This is a genomic window from Halomonas sp. ALS9, assembly GCF_001651035.1.
In the GTDB taxonomy this organism is placed as follows: Bacteria; Pseudomonadota; Gammaproteobacteria; order Pseudomonadales; family Halomonadaceae; genus Vreelandella.
This window is the reverse complement of sequence record NZ_LXRG01000131.1, coordinates 1-214: the sequence shown is the minus strand read 5'-3', so window position 1 is coordinate 214 and position 214 is coordinate 1. Positions and strand designations below refer to the sequence as shown.

General features: G+C 44.4%; 1 protein-coding gene. It reads right to left on the bottom strand.

Annotated elements, in window-relative coordinates:
- Positions 1–153: helix-turn-helix domain-containing protein (locus A6R74_RS23660; protein WP_131798068.1), on the bottom strand; the 153-nt coding region annotated here is incomplete at its 3' end.
- Positions 154–214: the final 61 nt, after the last annotated feature.

Below are 214 nucleotides of genomic sequence, written 5' to 3'. Positions count from 1 at the left end.
CCGCTGAAGTAGCAGCGTACCAAGCTGATTTTCAAGCTTTTGAAGTCGATGGCTTAACGTATTGGAAGGTGTGCCTAACCGGCGTGCGGTCTCGATGAAGCTACCGTTACGTGCTACTGGCACAAACAGAGCACTCTCATTTAGATCAAGCATATCGACTCAATTACCTCTTACCATAGACATAGGAAAATTAAGCAAAATCGGACTTTAGAAA